This is a genomic window from Flavobacterium sp. GL_143, from assembly GCF_057834355.1.
Genome location: NZ_CM174401.1, coordinates 2665122 through 2688225, shown reverse-complemented (window position 1 = coordinate 2688225; position 23104 = coordinate 2665122). Strand labels below are relative to the sequence as shown.

General features: G+C 32.5%; 12 protein-coding genes, 1 other RNA gene and 2 pseudogenes. 10 read left to right on the top strand and 5 right to left on the bottom strand.

Annotated elements, in window-relative coordinates; all coding sequences use genetic code 11:
- Positions 1–47: 47 nt before the first annotated feature.
- Positions 48–194 carry a hypothetical protein gene (locus tag AC3IPI_RS11870; RefSeq protein WP_489159134.1) on the bottom strand — a complete coding sequence of 49 codons (147 nt, stop codon included), beginning with the start codon at positions 192–194 and terminating at the stop codon, positions 48–50.
- Between the two features lie 1007 nt (positions 195–1201).
- Between AC3IPI_RS11870 and AC3IPI_RS11865 the strand changes: the two genes are divergently transcribed.
- From AC3IPI_RS11865 to AC3IPI_RS11830, 8 genes and pseudogenes are all read left to right on the top strand, one after another.
- On the top strand, positions 1202–3835 hold the full coding sequence (locus AC3IPI_RS11865; protein WP_489159133.1) for a TonB-dependent receptor: 2634 nt from the start codon (positions 1202–1204) through the stop codon (positions 3833–3835).
- Positions 3836–4138: 303 nt separating this feature from the next.
- Positions 4139–4777 (top strand): peroxiredoxin, encoded by a 639-nt coding sequence (locus AC3IPI_RS11860; protein ID WP_489159132.1) that lies wholly within the window; start codon positions 4139–4141, stop codon positions 4775–4777.
- A 1363-nt stretch (positions 4778–6140) separates the two neighbouring features.
- Complete coding sequence (locus AC3IPI_RS11855) at positions 6141–8687, top strand: DUF3472 domain-containing protein (RefSeq protein WP_489159131.1); 2547 nt, start codon at positions 6141–6143, stop codon at positions 8685–8687.
- A gap of 639 nt (positions 8688–9326) precedes the next feature.
- On the top strand, positions 9327–9599 hold the full coding sequence (locus tag AC3IPI_RS11850) for a DDE-type integrase/transposase/recombinase (protein WP_489159130.1): 273 nt from the start codon (positions 9327–9329) through the stop codon (positions 9597–9599).
- Positions 9584–10229 (top strand): annotated as a pseudogene (locus AC3IPI_RS11845) (OmpA family protein); the annotation flags it as partial. The gene AC3IPI_RS11850 and the pseudogene AC3IPI_RS11845, both read left to right, overlap by 16 nt.
- A gap of 252 nt (positions 10230–10481) precedes the next feature.
- Entirely contained in the window at positions 10482–11132 is a 651-nt protein-coding gene (locus AC3IPI_RS11840) for a response regulator (protein WP_489159129.1), read from the top strand.
- 202 nt (positions 11133–11334) lie between these two features.
- Complete coding sequence (locus tag AC3IPI_RS11835; protein WP_489159128.1) at positions 11335–12276, top strand: hydrogen peroxide-inducible genes activator; 942 nt, start codon at positions 11335–11337, stop codon at positions 12274–12276.
- 1317 nt (positions 12277–13593) lie between these two features.
- Positions 13594–14759 (top strand): annotated as a pseudogene (locus AC3IPI_RS11830) (DUF1214 domain-containing protein).
- A 370-nt stretch (positions 14760–15129) separates the two neighbouring features.
- On the opposite strand, the gene ssrA reads toward AC3IPI_RS11830, so the two are convergent.
- Positions 15130–15526, bottom strand: a transfer-messenger RNA (tmRNA) gene (gene ssrA, locus AC3IPI_RS11825).
- A gap of 117 nt (positions 15527–15643) precedes the next feature.
- Positions 15644–16840 (bottom strand): serine hydrolase domain-containing protein, encoded by a 1197-nt coding sequence (locus tag AC3IPI_RS11820; RefSeq protein ID WP_489159127.1) that lies wholly within the window; start codon positions 16838–16840, stop codon positions 15644–15646.
- Positions 16841–17086: 246 nt separating this feature from the next.
- On the opposite strand from AC3IPI_RS11820, the gene AC3IPI_RS11815 reads away from it, so the two are divergent.
- Entirely contained in the window at positions 17087–18289 is a 1203-nt protein-coding gene (locus AC3IPI_RS11815; RefSeq protein ID WP_489159126.1) for an NAD(P)-dependent oxidoreductase, read from the top strand.
- A 368-nt stretch (positions 18290–18657) separates the two neighbouring features.
- Here the strand turns inward: AC3IPI_RS11815 and fumC are convergent, their stop codons facing one another.
- The gene (fumC, locus tag AC3IPI_RS11810) at positions 18658–20055 is read right to left on the bottom strand and encodes a class II fumarate hydratase (protein WP_039115986.1); all 1398 of its coding nucleotides are present in this window, start codon (positions 20053–20055) and stop codon (positions 18658–18660) included.
- A 310-nt stretch (positions 20056–20365) separates the two neighbouring features.
- Between fumC and AC3IPI_RS11805 the strand changes: the two genes are divergently transcribed.
- Complete coding sequence (locus AC3IPI_RS11805; protein ID WP_035621077.1) at positions 20366–20530, top strand: hypothetical protein; 165 nt, start codon at positions 20366–20368, stop codon at positions 20528–20530.
- 70 nt (positions 20531–20600) lie between these two features.
- Here AC3IPI_RS11805 and AC3IPI_RS11800 read toward each other — a convergent pair whose 3' ends face one another.
- Positions 20601–23057: a TonB-dependent receptor gene (locus tag AC3IPI_RS11800; RefSeq protein WP_489159125.1), complete on the bottom strand. Its 2457-nt coding sequence runs from the start codon at positions 23055–23057 to the stop codon at positions 20601–20603.
- Positions 23058–23104 lie beyond the last annotated feature (47 nt).

Genomic DNA, 23104 nt, shown 5'->3' with positions numbered 1-23104 from the left:
CTAATTTCCATGAAAAAGATTGCTACTTTATTACTTCTTTCGTTTTGTCAATCTCTAATTGGCAATCTGTAAAGCGTATCCAAAAAAAACACAAATCCAGTAAAAAACGTTCCATTTAATCTCCAAAATATGAAAATAACCAATGCTCTTCCTCTTGAATCAATTTGTTCTGATGAAGCTGAAATCTCTATCATTTTCCCTAATCATAATTTATCACAGAGATTTAATTATTCTTCAAGACTCACTATGTAAACTTAACAGTATGAAAATTTTAATTCTAGAAAATGAACACGAAATTCTTCAAACTATTAAAAGGGAGTTACCCTCTAATTTACCACAAAAACTTAAAGCCCTTTAATATATAGTAAAAAAACATAATACTATCTAACCTTAGGGATATGAAAAATACTCGAAAAAAGTACAGCTTAAAATTTAAGATTTAAGCATTCAAAATGAGCATAATTACCGGATTATCACACATATGGCCCAGGAATCCATATAAGCAAAAAAATACGCTACAACATTGAAAGAAGTTTTTACAAGCAAGATAAACCCACTTTAAAAAAGTCATCCACATTAGATACAGTAAAAAATAGGGACTATTACGATTATGACAAGAAATTAAAAACCTAAAGACAGAAAGAGATATACTAAAAAGGATCAAAACACATTTTAAATCTCCATACAAATTACTACCAGATTAAGTTAAGATATATCAATTATGAATATAACTCAATTATGTCCGCAATGCGGACATAATCAAAAAACTCAAATTAATTAGTTGACCATCTAAATTAAAAAAAACAGCTTTTTTTACTTTTATGACAAATTCGTGACACAAACTATTTTTAAAAACAAGACACCCAAAAGTCTAAGCTCGAATGGTTAAGTGCATTATTGTTTTTATATGGCTTAATAAAGCAATTACTTTAAAAATATATTATAAAATTGTCAACGCTTAACTTAAACGTTTTTTTCATATAATAAATGCCTTTCAATATAATTTGTTTATTGTCTAAATGTAATAATTTTAATTCTTAAAAAAACTTCAAACATGTTCGATACTAAAAATTACAATTATCTTAAAGGTTCAGTTTAAAAGAACTTAATAGTATATTAATTTAGCAAATAGATGTTAACAAAAAATCGTTACTTTTTATAATGATTAGAAACCAAACAACAAAACCAAACTCAATTAATTATGAAAAAAATTACAGTATTAGTATTTATACTAAATATTACATTTCTTTTTGCTCAAAAAGAAATTAGTGGCGTCGTAAAAGACCATAATGGCGTAGCGCTTCCGGGGGTAAACATTATGGAAAAAGGAACTAATAACGGAGTATCTACCGACATACAAGGCGGTTACATTATTAAGGTTAAAGAAGGTGCGGTCTTAGTTTTTAGTTATGTTGGGTACTCCAATACCGAAAAAAATGCTACAAGTGGTATTATCGATATTACTATGAACGAAAACGGCGGACAAACCTTAAAAGACGTTGTAATTGTTGGTTCCAGAAACACCAAAAGGACAGTTGTAAACTCTGCTGTACCAATTGACATTATTAATATAAAAGATGTTACTACGCAAAGCGGAAAACTGGAAATTAACCAATTACTGCAATACATAGCCCCATCTTTTAATGCTAACAAACAATCTGGATCTGACGGAGCAGATCACGTTGACCCTGCTTCTTTACGTGGTTTAGGCCCTGATCAGACTTTGGTTTTAATAAATGGAAAAAGAAGACACCAATCTTCGCTCGTAAATTTATTTGGAACTCGCGGACGCGGAAATACTGGAACGGATTTAAATGCTATTCCTGCTTCATCTATAAAAAGAATTGAGATTTTAAGAGATGGTGCAGCAGCTCAATATGGTTCTGATGCTATTGCGGGAGTTATTAATATTGTACTAAACGATAATATAAACGAACTTAATGGTTCGGTTACTTATGGAGTTTTTAATACTAAAGCCAAAGGTGATTTTCTTCCTGGAACTCCTAACACTAAGGGATATCGTTTGGATAAAAACGGAAATGGAAACTCGTATGGAAAAAATCAAGATTTTGACGGTGGCTCAGTAAAAGTTGCTGCCAATTATGGTGTTGCCATTGGTGAGAAAGGTGGATTTGCTAATTTTACTACTGAATATATCAATAAAAACAAAACACTTCGTCCTGCTTATGATTTTAGAAAAGGTTTTGGAGATGCTGAAATTCAGAGTTTTAATCTTTTTGCAAATATTGCTATTCCAATTTCAGATAAAACGGAGTTCTACGCCTTTGGAGGAAGAAATTACAGAGATACTGATGCTTATGCCTTTACTCGTAATGATGGCGAGAGAGTCGTAGAATCTATATATCCTGGCGGATACACACCAAGAATTACATCGAATATTATCGACAACTCATTATCTGCTGGATTTAGAACTGTAACTACTGGTGGATGGAAAATAGATATTAGTAATACGTACGGGAAAAACCTTTTTCATTATTATATAAAAGGAACTATAAATGCTTCTCTTGAAGCTGCTTCTCCAACTGAGTTTGATGCTGGAGGTCATACGCTGACGCAAAACACAACTAATTTTGATTTCTCTAAAAATTACGACTCTGTACTTGATGGATTAAACTTAGCTTTTGGGACTGAATATCGTACTGAAAATTTCACCATTTTTGCTGGCGATGAAGGCTCTTACGCTACTTATGACACAAACGGAATTCCGATAAGAGATCCCGCAAATCAAAGTGCTCCAATAGATCCTATTTCTGGCAATCCAAGACCTGGAGGTTCTCAAGGTTTCCCTGGATACAGCCCTCTTAATACGGTTGACAAAGGTCGTACCAACTTATCTTTGTACACTGATGCCGAACTAGATATTACGGATGCTTTCTTAATTAGTGGTGCTGTTCGTTTTGAAAATTATAGCGATTTTGGAAGCACTTTAAATGGTAAACTTGCTATGCGATTAAAAGCGAGCAAAAACATAAATTTTAGAGGATCTGTAAGTACTGGATTCCGCGCTCCATCATTGGCACAAATATATTATAATCTACATTTTACAAACTTTAATGCTGGTGGAGCAACAGAAGTATTGCTTGCGCCAAATAACAGCCCAATTACCCGCGCTTTTGGTATCCAAAAACTAGATGAAGAAAAAGCGTTGAACGCTTCTTTGGGTTTCACTGCAACTTTTGGTGATTTTACAGCAACTGTGGATGGGTATTTTATAAAAGTAAAAAATCGTATCGTTCTTACAGGTTATTTTGATGCAACTGCATTAAACATTGGTGTCTCTGAAGCTCAATTTTTCGTTAATGGTGTTGATACCAAAACAACTGGATTGGATTTGGTTCTTGCATGGAAGAAAAAATTTGGAGAATCGCTATTTAGTGCAACACTGGTAGGAAACATCAATAACATGAAAATTGACAATATAAAAAATGGCAGCTTACCCGAAGAAACTTTTTTCGGAAGACGTGATAGAGCATTTTTATTAGCTTCGGCTCCTAAAAATAAATTTGGCTTGAACTTAAATTATGCTCGCCATAAATTTGATGCTGGTTTAGCTTTTACTCATTTCAGTAAAGTAGTTTTAGTAGATTATGGTGATGAAGATGATACGTATTACCCAAGAATTGTAACAGATTTAACTGTAGGATACCAGCTTACAAAATCATTAAAATTAAGTGTTGGTAGTAACAATTTATTTAATGTTTACCCAACAAAACAAGATGAGCAAGGAAACACTGAGGCTGGTGGATATTGGGATGCTGTACAAATGGGTTTCAGTGGAGCGTATTACTATGCCAGACTTGGATTTACGTTTTAATCTAAATTAAAACAAATTTGAATTTAAAATTATAATAAACAATTCAAAATATTAAAGAGTTTACCTTGAATATAATTGAAATTATGTTCATGTCCACATACATTATTGTACTGATACCGAAAAACTAGTAGAATACAATATTTTAAAAAACAAGAAGATCAAGAAATCGTAATTTGATGAAAGTTTCTAACATTTCTGATAAATACGTTGAAAACAAAAAAATATACTAATACACTTAAAGAGCATCATGCTCTCTTTACTTTCTTTAAAAATTATTTTATAAATTTTAATATAGCAATACTTATGGCAACACTACGATTAGGAGACATTTCTCCGAATTTTGAATCCGAAACAAGTCAGGGACCAATTAAATTTCATGAATGGTTAGGAGATTCTTGGGGAGTTTTATTTTCTCATCCTTCAGATTTTACCCCAGTTTGTACTACAGAGTTAGGAACTGTGGCTAATTATTACCCAGAATTTGTAAAAAGAAATACTAAAGTTATCGCTCTAAGTGTAGATGGTTTGGATTCGCATTTAGAATGGATTAAAGATATTAACGAGACTCAAAATACAACTGTAAATTATCCTATTATTGCCGACGAAGGTAAAAAAGTGGCAAATTTATATGATATGCTACACCCAAATGCAAGCGATAAATTTACAGTTCGTTCCGTTTTTATTATCGGAAGCGATAAAAAAATAAAATTAACATTAACTTATCCTGCATCTACAGGAAGAAATTTCGATGAATTACTACGTGTTATCGATAGTTTACAATTAACAGAAAATTATTGTGTAGCAACACCTGCAAACTGGAAAGATGGTGACGATGTAGTAATATCTCCATCGATTCCTGATATAGATATTGCAACTAACTTTCCAAAAGGATATAATCCAATAAAACCTTATTTAAGAATGACACCCCAACCTAATAAATAGCTTATTTTTTTTTAATTAAAAGTAAAACATATTTTAAGGTTAGTACGTCTTTATTAACTGAATAAAAGAAAACATCAATTTTGATATCCTCAAATTGGTGTTTTCAATTTTAAGTAATTTTATAAACAATAAAATTTAACTCTCAACAAAATACAAATTCTTTCTATAAGTTTTATTATTTCTTAAACTTATAGAATTCTATCACCCTTACTATTTATCCGTTTTATCTTTCTACAATCAGTTAGTTTCTGGTTTTATTTTTTTAAAGATCTCATCCTTATTTATCGGCAACTTAGCAGCACCATGCAACTTAACATTACTTTAATTGTACTAAAGATTCATTATCATTATTGTGAAGTGATCGTTTATATTTATCCTATTACAAATCGTTCATGTGATATTTTTTTGTCAAATACCTCAAATTATATCCACCTTTCTAAATCTAATATAATCTTTTCTTTTTTTTACTTTTTATTGATAATTTTATCATTTCCTTTAATCAATCATCACAAAATATGATTTCTTAAACTTTGATGTTGATAAATTACATACTAAGGTCTTAAATTATGCTTAGTTGCAAACTTTTAAAAAGGATTAAACACATAGAAAATATAACAAGACAAGAAGTGATAGCGAAACTAACTTGGCATTTATGGTTCCTGTGATATGGAAACTATTAGATAAAAACTAAGCCCATGAAAAACTTTACACTTTATCTTCTTACGTTCGCAGTAGTTATTCTATTAAGCAGAAAAAGTAGAGAAAAAAGAGGACAATCCTTTATAAACAGTGCGATCGTAGATTTTTTTTCTTATAAAGAGACTAAATTCCTCTGCTACAACCCCAATTACCCTCCCTCACCCAGTGCTAAAAAAATCTTTGATCTAAGCCAAGATTATCCTATATAATTTTAAGAAGAAAGCTATCCACGGCTAAAGATAGACTTTAGAAAAGATTCGAATACTTATTATAAAAAAGTTATATCATTTTATTTTTTAAGCTTAATTAAACCCTTCCTTGAGTATATTCAAAATAACTTTGTACCAATCTTTTAATAAGATATAACTAAATCTATTACTCATCTGTTTTGTGATAACATTAATTAAAATTTGAAAAAACTTAACTATTTTTTTATTACAAAATAGTAAAAAAAGGTACTTCAATCTAAATTAGTAAGTGTTAGTGTTTTATCAAATAAAAAGCTGATATAGAAATTTGCTCTTAATAGAAATTAGACAGCTCAACATTAATTTTTAATTACATCTAAATAAAAGACCCATTTAGCTTTACTAAGCTATTTATTTTAAACTCTATTCAATTAAAAAAAAGTTATTAAAAAACTTAATTATAACATAGATATTATATGAAAACTAAACTTATCAATACGCAAATAGTCGTTTTTATACTACTTACATCACTTAATTTTTATGGTCAGGGAGCCGCTCCATCAAGTCACTTATTTTATACCGGCGGAAATACCAATTCTAATATATGGATGAATTCCGTAAATATACCAATCACATCTACTTACACTTATTATTCAGTTATGGGATGGAACACTGGGCAAGAAGGTGGAGGATACTGTGGGATTCAGGATCATCCCGATGGGAAAGCATTCATTTTTTCTATATGGGATCCTTCCAATCATTTACCAATTGTTGGAGCATATGCTGGCCCAGGCACCAAAATTGAAAACTTTGGAGGAGAAGGAACAGGGCTAAAATCATTGAATTTCACTTTAGGATGGTCACCAAATATCTGGTATAATTTAGTGTCAAAAGTATGGCAGTATAATGCCCATACTTTTTTTGGATTCTGGTCACAAGATACAAGTACAGGCATATGGACGCATTTGGTGACAATGGATTATCCTGTCGCAAATGTATACTTTAAAAATAATAACGATGCCTTTATAGAAGACTGGGTTGGAACAGGGGCTAATATTAGAAAAGTATTATTTAAAGATGCCTGGCAACGAAGTGCTTCAGGAAGTTGGAAATTACAAAAATCAGCTACTTTTAGTTCCAATTCCGGCGATGAAATACGAAACGGCATATATGATCAGGCATTTAATTCTGGCACAGAAGCGAACGCTTTTTTTATGCAAACTGGAGGAAATACTACCCATACCTTTTCAGGCAGGTCTACCAATGTAAGTGTCACGAATTCAGCCATAGCTCCTGATTTAACTATTGGTTCAGTTACTTCATATAGCCTAGCTTATCAGCCATCAAACCAAACAATCAATACGAATTGGGAGGTTAATCAAACACAAAGTCCCCAATTTTCCTATACCATAGAAGTTTTTAACAATTCTTCTTACCAAGGAAATCCAGTTTTGATAGCCTCTGATCAAATTCCTCAACAAAGAACAGCAACGATTGACGCTTCCTCTTTGGACAATGGCGTATATTATACAAGACTAATAATTAAAGACATATTTGATCAACCAAGCATACCCGTTTATGCATCTGTAACTAAAACTGCAGGACCAACTATAGCATTAACATCTCCTGTTAATAATGCTGTTTTTTCCTCACCAGCAAACATCACAATTACTGCTTTGGCAGGAGATACTACTAATAAAATAGAAAATGTGGAATTTTATAATGGAACCACTTTATTAGGAAGCAACAATACAGCACCTTACTCATTTACATGGAAAAATGTTAAATTTGGCAATTATACCATTACAGCCAAAGCCATAAATAATATAGGAATAAGCAGCACTTCCCTACCCGTGACAATTATGGTAAATAGTACATGTAATACAGGAGGGATCGCATTCGGTACTTCTCCTGCATATCAAAATGGGACTAATACTTACGATAAAGTATTTGATGGAAATACAGACACCTATTTTGATTATTCAAAAAACAATGACGGTTATGCCGGTTTAGATTTTGGAGTAGAGAAAAAAATTTCCATCAATACTATTAGTTTTTTTCCAAGAAATAATCAGACAGCTCGTATGAAAGGCGGTAAATTCCAAGGCTCTAACACTACAGATTTTTCTTCAGACGTTGAAGATCTTTATACCATTACAACAGAACCAACCAATAAAGCATGGACAACCGTCAACATCTCTCCTACCAAAGGATATCGTTATGTCCGATATTTGTCTCCAAAAGATGGATACTGTAACATTGCAGAAGTGAAATTTTGTGGAGATATTACATCTTCTAAAACCGCACCAACAGTAAGTATGCTAACTCCTTTGGAAGAAAATACAGTGATCAATAAAGGAGATGACATCCCATTTAATTTCTCTGTAACTGATCCTGATAGTGCTCTATCATCAATTATTATTATAGACAACAATAAAATCATTGCCACTATAACACAGACTCCGTATACATTTGTTCTTAATAATTTAACCACTGGAGATCATAATATAGAAGTAATTACAACACTCGAAGATAATACATCATCATCACTCAGCACTTTTAAAATAATAGGTCGAAATTGTAATAGTACACAATGGGACAATTCTACAAACTATGTAATGGGAGATCAAGTAAGCTATCAAAATACTATTTACTCTGCGCTAACAGCAAATTCAAGTAAAGAACCTAATTTAAATACAGATCTTTGGAATAACATTGGAATCTGTTCTAGTTTGTCAATTGATGATTTTAAAGCAACTTCTGAATTCTCTATATATCCAAACCCATCAGATACATTTTTCAATATCAAACTTACCAAATCTGAAGGAAAAAAGTTCTACTATAGTCTCGTAGACATTACTGGTAGAAAAATTATAGAAAAATCTGTGGACTACATTGGGGATACTACATTTGAACAGAAAGTTAACGTTGAGAAATTACCTACTGGAATGTATATATTAATTCTTCATCTTGACGATCAGATAATTCAAAAAAAAGTAATTGTACAGAGAAAAAAACATTAGTAAAAAAAAGAACACCTTTAAACTGGAGTTACCCTCTAATTTGCCACAAAAACTTAAAGCACTTTTTTACAAATATTCAGAGAGTAAAAAAAACGCAATACTATCTAACTTTAGGGAATGAAAAAGACTCGAAAAAAAGTATAGATTAAAATTTAAGATTTCAGCAGTCAAAATGAGTATACATTGCCGGAGCATCATACATGTGGCCCAGGAACTCCATATGAGCAAAAATACGCAGCAGCATTGGAGGAAGGAAGGTAAACTTACTTTAAAACGTCGTCCGCATTAGATATAGCAAAAAAGAATCTACTAGATTACGACAAAAAATTAAAGACTAAAAGACTGAAAGAGACATACTAAAAAGAAGCAAAACATCTTCTCTAATAGAGACGGGTCAGATATGAGGTTATCAGGGATGACGCAGGAATTTTCTCCGTTGGGAAGATGTTCCAGGTTTTTCAGGTAGATTCCAGCTGTTAATATAAATGTGGCAAAGGCCTCTCTACAAGTAGAGCGTTGTGCAGAGTTTTTATAACATTTGGATTTCCAGAATTTATAAATGTAGTCTATCCCAAAATCGAAGTCCCAGAATTGGCTACAATAGGTATCAAAGTCTTTCGGGATTTTGTGGCAAAGATCATGATGGAACAGCAGTTGCAAAGTATTGCAAAATTGAAATTCAAAAAAACTACCAACTGCACTCATAATTATCTTGTTGTAGAAAATAGAGTAAATCAGGTTTTTAAAGTAAATAAAAGAAACGAAGTCTGGGTCTCTGATATCACTTATATCGAAACAGCATACGGCTGGATTTATCTCACTATTGTAATAGATTTATTTGACCGCAAGGTAATTGGATGGTCCCTTACGAAACACTTAAAGCAAAAGACACTAGCTTATCCGGAATTATAACAGATCGTGAAACTGGTGCTGTCCTTGCAGACTCAAAAGTAAGCTTGTACAACGAGAAAATGGAGTTAATAACTACCACAAACAACCGATGATAAAGGAAGTTATAAATTTGATGTAGTGTGCGGAAAAATATATTCAGTACGAGCAGAGAAAAAAGACTATGAAACTAAGGAAGAAAGAATTACGATAAATAATGCAACGGGAAAAACGGTGCTATCATTGCAGTTAGAGCAACGAATCAAACCTATAGATGTAGGTACAGATTTAGCAAAAACCTTAAATATACCTATTATCTATTTTGATTTAGATAAGTCATTTATTCGCAAAGAAGCAGCCTTCGAACTAGAGAAAGTACTTGCTGTAATGCAACAATATCCAAAGATGAAAATCGATGTTCGTTCGCATACCGATAGTCGTGCAACATTTAAATACAATATTGCATTATCAAACAGAAGAGCCAAATCTACTATCGCATGGTTAGTGAAAAACGGAATTTCTTCAAGCAGGCTAACAGGAAAAGGTTATGGCGAATCGCAATTGGTAAACCATTGTTCTGATGGGGTAAAATGTACCGAAGAAGAGCATCAGGCTAATAGACGCAGTGAGTTTGTTATTGTTTCGATGCAATAGTGAAATAATGTTACACTATTAAAATTGCATTTATTTCAATAAATGATGGCATAAATATTTAGAGGGGATAGGCGATTTAGGATAATGATTTTAATTATTATTACAGCTGACTCCCTTCTTCTTAAATTAGGTTTGTAATTGTCATATTTATTTTAGTATTAGTCAAATCTTTAAATTGAAAATACAAATAGAGCCGTTATTCTCTTTCCAATAACATTTTCCCCTTTTCAAAGTAAATATATTTAACCTAAAATGAAACAATCAAATAATTTTTGTTTTGTAGTTGCTGATCGTCATTGTGTAGTCCGGCATGGACTTTCTCTAATTATAAAAGAATCATTCTCAAACGCTGTAGTTTATCAAACAAAAAAAATTAGCGATATTATTAAAACCCTTACAGAAACTAAAGTTGATTTATTAATTCTGGATGTGAATTTTCCAGAAGGCAGTAGCCTGAATATTTTAAAAGAAATAAAAACAATTCAGCCCAATGTAAATATTTTAATATTCTCAATCTGTGATGAGGATTCGTATGCGATGCGATATTTAAACGCTGGAGCATCTGGGTTTCTAAGCAAGGAAAGCTCAGAAGAAGAAATAAAAAATGCCTTAAATGCAATGATTTTTTCAGGTAAGTTTATTACACCTAGTTTAAAAAATAAAATTTTAGAGTCTTGCATCTCAAAAAAACCAGTTAATCCACTAGATCTTTTATCTAACAGAGAACTTGAAATTGCTCGTTTACTCGTCGATGGGTATGGAAATTTAGAAATAATGGCATACCTAAAAATAAAATCAAACACTATTAGTACTTACAAATTTAGAATTTTTAAAAAATTAGAAATAGATAATTTGGCTAGTCTAATAAAGCTCTTTTTGCAATATTCAGATGTAGTAAATTAGTTAATTTCTATTCAAAAAAAATCATACAGAATCATGAATTCATTATTTATCTAATTTTTTTTTATGAATTAGAAATGAGTGATTTTGTAATGATTTGTTGTTGTTTTTATAAAGTTTCATCTTTAAAAAGACAAAAGTATATTTGCAGACTTATATACGTAAACTAATAAACTTAATTATTATATAGATAAAATCTAACACAGTGAATATACAGCAATTAGAATACATAGTTTCATTAGATAAGCATCGCCATTTCTTAAAAGCATCAGAAGCCTGTTTCATTACACAAGCGACCTTAAGCGGAATGATTAAAAAACTGGAAGATGAACTCAATGTCATCTTATTCGACAGGAGTAAGCAACCAGTTCGACCTACAGACATTGGCATGAAAATAATAGAGCAGGCAAAAATTGCTTTGCAGGAAACCAACAGGATAAAAGAGATAATACGTGAAGAAACAGGTGAGGTGAGGGGAGATCTCCGAATAGGAATTATACCATCACTAGCTCCATATTTATTACCTCTTTTTATAAAAGATTTTATGGCAAACTATAAAGAAGTTAAGTTGGTCATTAATGAGTTGACTACCGAAAAAATTCAGGAGAAATTGAAGGATGGCTCAATAGATGTAGCCATATTGGCAATTCCATTATTAGATAAAGGTTTAAAAGAAGAAACCTTATTTTATGAAGAATTCTATCATTATGGTGATTTGAATGCTGCTTCGGCTAAGAAAAAATATATTGTTCCAGAAGATATAAATCCTAACAAATTGTTACTGCTGGAAGAGGGGCATTGCCTTAGAAACCAGATTGTAAATTTATGTGAATTAAGAACTAAAGGAGCTTCAGATCTAAAAATAGATTATCAGTCGGGTAGTATCGAGACCCTTAAGCAAATGGTAGATTTGAATATGGGTACAACTATCCTACCTGAGTTAACAGTACTAGCGTTAAATAAAGAACAAAAGAACAAGATTAGCCGTTTTGTATCCCCATACCCAGTTAGGGAAATAGGATTAGTTTATTACAATCATTTTGTAAAAAAAGGACTGATTGAGGCATTAAAAAAATCTATCCTTGAGACTATTCCAGACACTATGTTATTGAAGAAAAATATGTCTATTATTCCAGTAAAACAATAGTCACTTTGTTATAATCTGAATAACACAAAATAATAAATAATTAAATCAAAACAGGTAATAGTGTATGATAATTAGCATGGTTATTCTAGATTTTAAAAAAAAGAATTTGGAAAAAGAATAGATTTTGAAGTTTATAAAAAATTTAATTTTATTAGTGATTTTGATAACAGTAAAAGTGATTACTCATTTATTTTTTTTGTAATTTATTCCGAGAATGATTTATTAGACTTCATTAAAATACATGACCAAGGACTTCCTATTGTCGTTTGTAGTTCTAAAGGAGTATTTGATAAGTTTGACAATAATAGCGGAGTAAATTTCATTGATATTTCTAAACCTAAAAAAGAACTAGTAAATGATTTTCAATCTTTTCTTTAATCCATTCGTACCTAAACTACTTAAGTTTTTATTTTGCTAGATTCTTAGTTGTTTAAAATAGCTTGCACACGATTCTGCTACAAAAGTAAAAAATGCAGTTTTTTTGTTGTCGACTAATTGATTTGTAAGCTTTTGTGATTATGTCCGCCTTGTGGACACAATTGGGTTGTATTCATAATTGAGTATATCTTAACTTAATCTACTAGCAAGTTGTACGGAAATTTAAATTATGTCTTGCTTTCCCCTATTATTTGCTTTAGTGTTAATTTCTCTCAACGCTTTCGGTCGTCCTTTGTTGAATAAACAAACTTCAGTACTAAAAGTCTTGCCTTCCAATAATGGTAATAATCTCTATCCGTTTCTCTCCATTGATTTGATATATAGATTGTATCAATATCACAAACACAATAACTATATCCCTTTTTAATGTAGTCGGCTGATGGAAATCCTTAAGCATAGTAAAATTAACAAGACAAATAATTAATTTGTCACTATATAAATTATTGCAATGAACCTGAAGCAGTTTAAAGTCATTAAAACCAATATCAATATAAGTTATGAAAACATTTTTTGGAATCACAAATCTAATGGAGTTATCGTCTTCTAATCATTTTTTGTGTTCAGTCTAAACCAAAAAAGCAAGTAAGTATGAATTATTTATACTGTCATCAATTACTTCTTTCTTTATTAAATCACTACATCTTTTGTACACCTCTTCACTTCTAAACCCTCATAAACAAAGAGAAGTTAGATATTTAATCGGGAAGTTTTGCCGGAACAACATTTTCTAAGGAATATGTTCGTGCTATTGGTCAGTTTGCCTATGTATGGGAATGGCCGATTGTAAATAGTTTTAACAGACGTGTTGCACTAACATCAGTATCTGAGCCTGGCTTGCGAGGAGGTGTTTTACCTAATGCTCCTGTAGGGCATATTGCAGTGCTTACAGATTACATAGCACCAGACCAACGCTTTGTAGCCTGTCCCAACCAGGATGTTACTTATGGCATGGGTTATGGCACTCTGGATGATATGCCCGTGGTAATGCAGGTACCGGATTTTGGCGATCGCTTTTGGGTGTATGCTGTATGGGATGCAAGAACAGATGAATTTTCAAAACTTGGTAAACAATATGGAACCAAACCCGGTTTTTATTTAATGGTTGGTCCGAATTGGAAAGGAAAAGTACCTGCTGGTATTTCTGGTGTTTATATATCTTCCACAGAACTGGCTGCTTTTTATCCAAGAGTATTTCTAAATGATACTGACGAAGACAGAAAAGCCATTCAGCCTGTTCTTAACCAAATAATGGCTTACCCGCTTACTGAATTTGACGGAAAAATGAAAACTATAGACTGGAAAAAAATTCCTCATTTCCCTATTCCTGGTAAAAGCAGTGATGAAGAAATTCAATGGGTGCCAGCAGCTACCTTTTTCGATCAGTTGCCCGATATCATGAAAAAAGTTCCACCGTTGAAAGGCGAAGAAAGTATTTATGCTACTATTAACGCTGTGCTGGATGCTGCCAAAAAAGATCCCTCTTTAATGGCTGTTTTAAAAGAGGTTACTGTAACAGCCGATAAAGAAATGATCCAGCCTTTAAAACAATGGAAATACAATGGCGTTCCGGCTGGTAATGGTTGGTTTTCTGATAAAAATAATGCGGATTTTGGAGTAGATTACTTTGTGCGTACGGCTACATCAAAATCAAATATTTATGAGAATGTATATACGGAAACCAAGTATATTTATACTGATTTTGACAGCTCAGGAAAAGAGCTCGATGGAAACAACTCTTATAAAGTAACTTTCAAAGCAGGGCAAGAACCACCTGTTGAAGGATTTTGGTCTTTGACTCTTTATAATGATCATCATTTCTTTCATCCCAATCCTTTAAAACGATATTCGCTAGGAACAAAAAACTCAAAAGAAATGCAGATGACTCGCTTACCTTATATGCTGAGGCGAAATCACCTGGAGCTGATAAAGAAAGTAACTGGCTACCGGCACCTAAAGGACGTTTTTCTGTTTATCTGCGTTCCTATGGGCCTAAACAGTCTGTAATAGACTGCACTTGGACACCTCCGTTAGTGGAGAAGTACTAAAAAGAAAATTGTTTTCAAATCTGATCAGAGAAACATTCTAAATCAGTTAAATCGGAACAGAATTAGTTCTGTTCTGATTTTCTTGTTTAACACTCTTAAAGTTAGATTACTTAATGCTTTTTAATTTGAATAACTATACTGGTATAACTGCTATAATCTTATAAATGGAAGGCTAGTAAAGTTATAATATAGTTTTAATATTTATTGTTACAAACTCGCAGGTATATATTAATACTGTAAAGAGATGTTTTTAATTTGTAAGAGAGAAGGTTCTCAAATTGTTTTTATAATTTTTATTAACAATAAAAACATCAACTAAATTGTCAACTAAAAATAAAAAAGCCTATAAACAAAGAGTTTACAGGCTTTTTTGTGGAGTCGCCGAGAATCGAACTCGGGTCCAAACAAGCAACTAAAGAGCTTTCTACACGTTTATTTCCTGATTGGATTTTCGTTGTTAAGCTAGGTCAGGAACAACCACTCAACACTTATCTTCTTAATTTCGAAATCCACCCGAAGCTCATGGAAATCTAGGTTTATTTTTACGGTTCCCCTGTACTGACCGCCACAAACCAAGGCTTTCAAGGAGAATCCAGCTTTCCTATCTGATAGGAACGTGGCTTAATCTTACTATAATTCGGATTATGCAGCTAAAGCGTAGTTATTTTCGCCGTGTAAAATTGTAAGATCTTATATTTACGAGCAAGGTCTCAATGCTCGACGTGCTTACTGTTCAATTCGACTTGCTGTCAAAACCAGTCGACCCCATTTCTTTTTCAATAAAAAATTGAGATTGCAAAATTACGCTTTTTGAACCATCATTTGACATTAATTATCAAAAATATTTATTTCAATTTTTATGCCAAATCTATTATTACAATTTATTATTCTATGTCCTTAAAAACAAAAGGGTAATCTCCAAAAATTGGTGCCAGTTTACGAACCGCATATGTTTTACGAGTAAACTTATTAGATAAAGCTATAATCGTAACATTTTCTTTTTGCAATGTTATATATGATGAGGTATTACCATGCCACCACCCATTATGAAAATAAAAGTGTTGTCCTGAGTACCAATTAATCATTCTGATACCAAGCCCATAGTTTTTCTCGCCTTTACGTTCATTACTATATCCTTCGTAAACTTGTTTAAGTAATGCTGGTTTTAAGAAACCTGGAGCATTTCTGGCTCTGTCAAATTTTAATAAATCACGAGGCGTAGAATAAACATTTTTATCTCCGTAAACGGCATCTAGATAATCGATTCCTATTTCGACATTATTTCCTTTATAAGACGGAACGGCAGTTTTTCTGTCTTTGTCAATATCAAAAACATAACTATGTGTCATACCCAATGGCTTAAAAATCATCTGAGACATTGCATCTTTATACTTAAGCCCAGTAATTTTTTCGATAATTAGTGCCAACATAGCATAATTGGTATTACAGTATGTAAAACGCGTATCGGTTTTATACTCTAAACCAATATCTTTTGTTGCCATGATATTTAGGATGTCCTGATTGGTTAACTGGTTGTGTCTGTCCCAAATCGATTTATCTCTATCTGTAAAATAAGCATAATTACGCATTCCACTTCTATGGTTTAACAGCATTCTTACTGTTACATCTGGATAAGGAAATGTTTTTAAGATTGTATTTACTTTCTGATCCAAGTCAATTTTTCCAGCGTTAACCAATTTTAAAACTGCAGTTGCTGTAAGTACTTTACTTACCGAAGCAATATGCAACGGCGTATCTTTATTTATTTCTGTCTTTTCGTTTTTATTTGCGTAACCCTCGTATTTTTCGTAAATAATCTCACCATTTCTTGCTACCAAAAAACTTCCGTTCATGGTATTGTTTGGCCAGTTTCTATTATAAAAATAATCGACTCTGTTTTTTATAGCTGTTACATAATTTGCAGGCAGTTTTTTTTCCTGAAGCATTGGCTTCATTTTAGGGAGTGTATCTTCTACTGTATCGGCTGTAGTTGCATTTGTATTTTTATCTTTTCCGCAAGAGCTTAAAACTAAAATAACGAAAAGGATTTGTGGTATATTTGCTTTTTTAATGAAATTCATGTGTGGGATTCTAGGAAAACAAATATATAGAATTGAATACTTTTGTTTATTTGTGTTTTTGAAGCAAATTTCCAGATTTTAACACAGTTTTAAGCTTGATTTTCGTCAGGCTATTGAACATCAGGTTTTAATAAATTTGATTTCATTTTTTTTCAAAAAAAACAACAAAATTTTAACTATATTTGTTATATTTAAAACAAATTTAGGTAAAAAAGTTATATTAATACAATATTTAAACAGTAATAAATGAAGTTTGGAATTATAAAAGAAAGAAAAAACCCACCAGACAGGAGAGTTGTATTTACTCCAAGTGAGCTGGTTCGACTTAAACAACTTTATCCTGAAGCTACTGTAGCAGTAGAAAGTTCAGATATTAGAATTTTTACAGACGTTCAATACCAAAGTTTAGGTATAACAGTTACCGATGATGTTTCGGACTGTGATATACTATTTGGAGTAAAAGAGGTTCCCATTGAAAGTTTAATTCCAAATAAAGCTTATTTTTTCTTTTCGCATACTATAAAGAAGACTCCTAGTAATCGAAAATTATTGCAAGCTATTTTAGAAAAAAATATCGAATTATATGACCATGAAACAATAGTAAATTCTCAGAATAACAGACTAATTGGGTTTGGTAGATATGCCGGAATTGTTGGTGTATATAATGGTATACGTGCTTTTGGGATTAAATTTGAATTGTTTAAATTACCAAAAGCGGAAACTTTATCTGGAAAAGAAGCACTAATTGCTCATTTAAAACGCATTACTTTACCACCTTTAAAATTTGTAATTACCGGATCTGGAAAAGTAGGTAATGGTGCTAAAGAAATTCTTGATGCCATTAAAATAAAAGAGGTAACTATAGATAATTACTTAACCAAAAATTATACTCAGGCTGTTTATGTACAACTTAACGTATTGGATTATAACAAGCGTAAAGATGGACAAGTTTTAGATTATACCGATTTTTACGAACACCCTGAAGAATACGTTTCTGATTTTGAAAAATACACCAAAGTAACTGATGTTTATTTCACAGGACATTTTCATTCGCCTGCCGCTCCAATAATATTAACTAGAGAAATGCTTCAATCTAAAGATTGCAAGATAAAAGTGGTTGCCGATATTTCATGTGATGTAAATGGGCCTATCGCTTGTACGCTTCGTGCATCGACAATTGCGGAACCTATCTATGGTTATTTCCCTGGAGAAAACAAAGAAGTTGATGTTTTTCATCCTGCTGCAATTGTAGTAATGGCTGTAGATAATTTACCTTCTGAAATTCCTAAAGATGCTAGTGAAGGCTTTGGTGAACAATTCATGGAACACGTAATCCCTGCCTTTTTTAACGGCGATAAAGATGGCATCTTACAAAGAGCCAAAATGACCGAAAACGGAAAGCTTACGCCACGTTTTAGTTATTTACAGGATTATGTGGACGGGGAATAATTGTTAATTATAAATTGTGAATTGTTAATTATCCTTTGTTTGTCTAGAGAATAACCCAATATTGTCACCCTGACGAAGGAAGGGTCTCTACAAGTAGCTCCACAATTAAAACCCACTGTTCAAGATGCATTATAGAGAGATCCCATTCTTCGGAGTGTCAATTTTAAAAGAAATACTGTATCTAAATAAACATAAGTTGCCCTTCGACTCCGCTCAGGGTGACAGAAAAACAAAACCCCTGCAATCAGATTGCAGGGGTTTATTTTTACATAAAAGTTGTAGAGTTACTTGCGGAGACCCTTCCTTCGTCAGGGAGACAACATTGCGGTTATCATCCTTGGCAGAGTAGAGACCTAATTAACAATTCATTATTTAAGGCTTCCAACCATATCTTCTGGTTTTACCCAAGCATCAAAATCTTCTGGTGTTACATAACCTAAACGAACTGCTTCTTCTTTTAGTGTTGTTCCGTTTTTGTGTGCTGTTTGAGCAATTTCTGCCGATTTGTAGTATCCGATTTTAGTATTTAAAGCTGTTACTAGCATTAATGAATTGTCTACTAATTCTTTGATACGTTTGTAATTTGGTTCGATTCCTTGTGCACAATGCTCATCAAACGAGATACAAGCATCTCCTAATAAACGAGCCGATTGTAAGAAGTTTGCAGCCATTACTGGTTTAAAAACATTCAGTTCGTAGTGTCCTTGCATTCCTCCTACCGAGATCGCAACATCGTTACCCATAACCTGAGCACAAACCATTGTTAATGCTTCGCATTGTGTTGGGTTTACTTTTCCTGGCATGATAGATGAACCTGGTTCGTTTTCTGGAATGATGATTTCGCCAATTCCTGAACGTGGTCCTGAAGCTAGCATACGTACATCATTTGCAATTTTATTTAATGAAACTGCTAATTGTTTTAATGCTCCATGAGATTCTACAATTGCATCGTGTGCTGCAAGTGCTTCAAATTTATTCTCAGCGGTTACAAATGGATGTCCTGTAAACTCTGCAATATATGCTGCTACTTTTACATCGTATCCTGCTGGTGTATTTAATCCTGTTCCTACTGCTGTTCCTCCTAAAGCAACTTCTGACAAGTGTGCTAAAGTGTTTTTAACGGCTTTTATACCATAAGTTAACTGTGCAGCATATCCTGAAAGTTCTTGCCCTAAAGTAAGTGGTGTTGCATCCATAAGGTGTGTACGACCAATTTTTACAACACTTTTATATTCTACCGCTTTTGCGTGAAGTGTATCTCTTAATTTTTCAACTCCTGGAATAGTAATTTCAACTACTGCTTTGTAAGCTGCAATGTGCATTCCTGTTGGGAAAGTATCGTTTGATGATTGTGATTTGTTTACATCATCATTAGCTTTGATGAATTGCTCTCCTTCACCGATTTCAAATCCTTTTAAAACTTGTGCACGGTTTGCAATTACTTCGTTTACGTTCATGTTACTTTGTGTACCTGAACCTGTTTGCCAGATTACCAACGGAAACTGGTCGTCTAGTTTACCTGCTAAGATTTCGTCGCAAACTGCAGCGATTGCATCTCTTTTTTCGACTGGTAAAACACCTAAATCATGGTTTGCATAAGCAGCTGCTTTTTTTAAGTAAGCAAATCCTTCTACGATTTCTTTTGGCATCGATGCTGATGCGCCAATTTTAAAATTGTTTCTAGAACGTTCTGTTTGTGCTCCCCAATATTTTTCTGCAGGAACTTGCACCTCTCCCATGGTGTCTTTTTCTATTCTGAATTTCATTTTAATGTATTTATGTGTGTTATTATATAAAAATTCGTGTAAACTGTAAAACTATCACTTAAAACTTTCATCGCAAACTAGATTTCTAGCCCAGATGGAAGCGGCATCCTTTTTTGGGTCTTTTTTCAGACCAAAAAAGATATAGCGGACAGCTGGAAATAGCTCCTAAACCAAATTATGAGCTTATCTTTTTAAAACTGACCTCAAAAATACGGATAATTACTTTTTTATAAAAATTGATTTAGTTTTTTATTGGTAAGAAAAAATATTAGACCTACATTTGTGGCTACATTCAAAAATTCCGGAAAACATGTTTGAATTTTCACAGTATTTAGGCTTTTTACTTTTCTTAACCATTCTAACTATAGGGTTTTGGTTAATGTTCTTCTTGGTAGGTTTCGTTCAATATTGGATTGGTGGAGCGCTATGGGAAATGTACAAAGAAAGAAAAGCAAAGAAAGAGCAATCAATTTAAAATTAATTTGATTACTACATAAAAAAAGGACCCGTTTACACGAGTCCTTTTTTTTATTTACGAGGTTTCCTTATCCAGGAAACTCTCCTCCTCCATCATTACCTTCATTTTTAGGCCCTTGTTTTTCTCTTTCGTTTTTAGGCTTATTGAATCTATATGTAAATGAAAGATTGAACTGTCGCTTACGAAATTGCATTTCGCTATATGAATTTACATTATCTAGATATGTTTCTGTTTTCATAATTCTTGAATTGAATACATCACTTACATTAAAAGCAATTGTGCCTTTATCTTTCAAGACATCTTTACTAAAAGCTAAATTTAATCCAAACTGCCCTAAGTTTTTACCTTGTGCTGTTTTTTGCGCTCCATTATACATAGCCGTAGTTTGCCAATCGATTTTGTATGGCAAAGTTATTCTTGAACTTATACGGGCAAACCATGATGTTGCCTCGTTATCAAAATTTTCTGTGATGGCTAAATTATTGACATCTGTATAAGTATAATCTCCTGTTGTATTAAGATTATAAAGATTAAAATTGGTATTTAATTTCCACCATTTAAAAGGGGTATAGTTTACCGTGAATTCATAACCAATCTTTTGCTGTTTTCCTAAGTTAATCGGAGTACTTAAAATAACCGGAATTCCATCAACATTATCTCCAGTTTGTAATCTTACGAATGTAAATACATCGGTTGTGTTTTCATAATACAAGGAAGTATTAAACGTTACTTTATCCCAACGTTTTATATAACCTACATCATATTTATCGGTAAGTGAAGGATCTAAATCTGGATTTCCTCTAAAGATATTGATATTACTGGCATAATTTGTAGCTGGATTCATGAAACGTCCTCTTGGTCTGGAAATACGCTTACTGTAACTTACAGAAAGGCTACTGTTATCTGATATTTCATAATTAAGAAATGCACTTGGAAAAAGATTGTTATATTTCTTATTATTAAAATTATTGGTGTCCAATAAATTTACATCAATATTACTGTCTTCCCAACGTAATCCTAAAAGGTAAGAGAATTTAGTCTCTTTAATTTTAGACCCAAATTGTGTATAAAGTGCATTTATTTTCTCTTTATAAACTAATGTATTCGACAAGAAACCTTGGATTGGATTTCCTTGATCGTCAGTATTTACATTGTATACGTTATCTAAATCATTGAAATTTCCTTTATAACCAGCCTCAAACTGACTTCCTTCTCCAAATGGCAATACATAATCAGCCTGGATCTGAAATTGTTTCTGAACCTGATTGTTTAATGTTGTATTAAAATTTGGCGAACCTGTGATTGTACCATTGCTATCATCATTATTTTTAGAAATAGATATATCTGCAGTCAATTTATGTCCTTTATCATTAAAGTTTTTAATCAAATTTGATGTAAACTCGACATTATCACTAGCTATATTAGTATTACTTAACCTATAAGATGATCCTGTATAATCATGATTTACATCAAAATTATTGTAGTCAATCAGGTCTTTATCTTCTCCGCTATTTTTTTGATAATTAACAGCGTTTGTCCAAAATATTGTTGGAGTAATTTCCCACTCTGCCCCCACTCTGGCATTAAAGCCTTTTCTTAATCTTTTGGTATCTCTTAGCTCATCAAGATAACTTTTAATAGATCCGTCTGGATTTAGATACTCAGAATTTGTTGAACCACCACCTTCAGTTGTTCTGTAACTGTATCCTGCAGTTGTAAAATAGTTTATTTTTTTAGTTTTATAATTTGCATTTGCACTTACTCCGTAGGTTTCTGGAATTCCTGTTGAAGCTATAAAAGTTCCATTAAATCCTTGATTTTTCCCTTTTTTAAGAATAATATTTATTAATCCTGAACCTCCTTCGGCATCATATCGTGCTGATGGGTTTGTGATTACCTCAACTTTATCGATTGCATCGGCTGGGATTTGACGCAATGCTTCGGCTACATTTATAGCATTTGAAGGTCTTCCGTCTATTAAGATTCTAATATTATCACTTCCTCTTAAACTTACATTTCCTTCGGTATCTACAGAAACTGATGGTACATTATCCAGAACGTCGCTTACTGTTCCTCCTTTTACAATCATGTCCTGACCTACATTATATACTTTTTTGTCAAGTTTAATTTCTACTGTAGATTTCTCGGCACGAACCACAACTTCATTAAGTTGGTTGGCATCTTCGGATAAAGCAAATTGTCCTAAATTGATATTCTCAGCAATATTTTTCTGTTTGATTTCTATTACCTTAAATGAAATAAACTCAATTTTAATATCATAAACCCCAGGAACAGCATCTACGCTAAATTCTCCTTTGTTATTGGTGATTCCTCCTGCAAGTGCTTTTGGATTTTTGGTATTTACCAAAGTAATTGTAGCATATTCTAGCGGTTGGTTTGTCGTTTTCTCGACAACTTTACCAGTAACTTTTACTTTTGCTCTTTGCCCTTCTGGTTGTTGGGCAAAGCTGAGCATACTTGTAAAAAGACATACAAGCATGATGATTAATTGATTTTTTTTCATTTTTGGTAGTTTCTATTTGGCTTTTAGACTGCAAATGTAACTGTAGG

Coding starts and splice junctions, on each gene's coding strand:
- AC3IPI_RS11870 (WP_489159134.1), bottom strand. CDS start 194: ATGATAGAGATTTCAGCTTCATCAGAACAAATTGATTCAAGAGGAAGA.
- AC3IPI_RS11820 (WP_489159127.1), bottom strand. CDS start 16,840: ATGAATTTCATTAAAAAAGCAAATATACCACAAATCCTTTTCGTTATT.
- AC3IPI_RS11855 (WP_489159131.1), top strand. CDS start 6,141: ATGAAAACTAAACTTATCAATACGCAAATAGTCGTTTTTATACTACTT.
- AC3IPI_RS11800 (WP_489159125.1), bottom strand. CDS start 23,057: ATGAAAAAAAATCAATTAATCATCATGCTTGTATGTCTTTTTACAAGT.
- AC3IPI_RS11850 (WP_489159130.1), top strand. CDS start 9,327: ATGATGGAACAGCAGTTGCAAAGTATTGCAAAATTGAAATTCAAAAAA.
- AC3IPI_RS11860 (WP_489159132.1), top strand. CDS start 4,139: ATGGCAACACTACGATTAGGAGACATTTCTCCGAATTTTGAATCCGAA.
- AC3IPI_RS11815 (WP_489159126.1), top strand. CDS start 17,087: ATGAAGTTTGGAATTATAAAAGAAAGAAAAAACCCACCAGACAGGAGA.
- AC3IPI_RS11840 (WP_489159129.1), top strand. CDS start 10,482: ATGAAACAATCAAATAATTTTTGTTTTGTAGTTGCTGATCGTCATTGT.
- fumC (WP_039115986.1), bottom strand. CDS start 20,055: ATGAAATTCAGAATAGAAAAAGACACCATGGGAGAGGTGCAAGTTCCT.
- AC3IPI_RS11805 (WP_035621077.1), top strand. CDS start 20,366: ATGTTTGAATTTTCACAGTATTTAGGCTTTTTACTTTTCTTAACCATT.
- AC3IPI_RS11865 (WP_489159133.1), top strand. CDS start 1,202: ATGAAAAAAATTACAGTATTAGTATTTATACTAAATATTACATTTCTT.